The organism is Bellilinea sp., assembly GCF_034432615.1.
Lineage (GTDB): Bacteria > Chloroflexota > Anaerolineae > Anaerolineales > Anaerolineaceae > Bellilinea.
Genome location: NZ_DAOUBL010000240.1, coordinates 1 through 1508 on the forward strand (window position 1 = coordinate 1; position 1508 = coordinate 1508).

Annotated in this window: 1 protein-coding gene; it reads left to right on the forward strand. The window is 64.3% G+C overall.

Translation table 11 applies throughout. The features are described 5' to 3' along the window. Positions 1 to 1156: 1156 nt before the first annotated feature. On the forward strand, positions 1157 to 1486 hold the full coding sequence (locus VAE48_RS17535; RefSeq protein WP_416181041.1) for an ABC transporter permease: 330 nt from the start codon (positions 1157 to 1159) through the stop codon (positions 1484 to 1486). The last annotated feature ends 22 nt before the right edge of the window (positions 1487 to 1508 follow it).

The following is a 1508-nucleotide window of genomic DNA, read 5'->3' on the forward strand; positions in this document are numbered from 1 at the left end:
TGACCGCCACCTCGGTCGTCCCGCCGCCGATATCGATGACCATCGATCCTGTCGTATTTCGCTCTACCCGGTGCGCTGGATGACCAGTGTACTGCTAGGGATGATGCAGACTGGAATCAACATCCCTGCCAGCCAGCCGCAGCTGCTGCCCGAAACGGCACTGCTGATGGCTGTTCTGGCGCTGGCCGTGCCGGCCGCGGCAGGCTGGCTGCCCATTGCGCGCGCTGTGCGCATACCCGTTCAGCAGGCGCTCAGCGGAATTTCGCCGCTGCAATCGGCGCTGCGCGAGGGGCGCATTCTGCGCGCTTTGCGGCGGGTGCGCGGGCTTTCGCGTCCGCTGCTCATCTCGCTGCGCAACACCTTCCGCCGCCGCAGCCGCCTGATTCTGACGCTGATCACCCTGACGCTGGGCGGGGCGATCTTCATTGCCACCCTCAATACGCGCATCTCGCTGCAATCCTACATTGACCGCCTGCGTTATTACTTTCTGGCGGATGTGAGCATTACCTTCCAGCAGCCCTACCGCACCAGCAGGGTGGCTGCCGACCTGATGCGCCTGCCGGGAGTGGGCATGGTCGAAGGCTGGAGCGGGGCGCGCGCCGAACTGGTGCTGGCAGACGGCAGCGGTGAGAGCATTTCCATCATCGCGCCGCCGGCCGGCAGCCGCATGGTACAGCCGATTTTGATCAGCGGACGCTGGATCGAGGCGGGTGACCGTTACGCGATAGCCGTCAGCGAGCGTTTTGCGGATGTCATTCCCGGGCTCAAGCCGGGTGACACGCTGCGCCTGCGCATCGGCGGGCGGGAACACGACTGGACGGTTACCGGCATTTTCCAGCTGGTGGGCCGCAGCGCCGGTTTGCTGGCGTATGCCAACGGCGAGGTCATTCAGACGGAACTGGGGCAGGGCAGCCGCACCACCAACTTCCGCGTGCTGGCAAACCGCGATCAACTGACCCTGGCGGAGCAAAAAGCCTTTGGCAGACAGATTGAACAGGAACTGGAACGGCGCGGCTACCGGGTGGATGAGGTTACCGCCGGCCTGCGTTTGAAGGAAATTTCCGCCAACGGGCTGGACCTGCTCACCGCCGTTCTCTTGCTGCTCTCCGGCCTGATTGCCGCGGTCGGCGCAATTGGCTTGATGGGCACCATGAGCATGAACGTGTTGGAACGCACCCGCGAAATTGGCGTGATGCGCGCGATTGGCGCCGGTGACCGTCAGATCATGAACATTGTGCTGGTGGAAGGGCTGCTGATCGGGCTGCTCTCGTGGCTGTTGAGCGTGCTGGCGGCTGTGCCGATCAGCCGCCTGCTGGCAAACACGATCAACAACGCCTTATTCGGCGCAGCGGCGCCGCTCACCTTTGCGCCGTGGAGCCTGCTGGTCTGGCTGGGGATTGTGCTGGTACTTTCGGCGCTGGCCAGTGTGCTGCCCGCCCGCGCCGCCGCCCGCCTGACCATCCGTGAGGTGCTGGCTTATGAATAATCCTGCTGGGAGGTTCGAGATG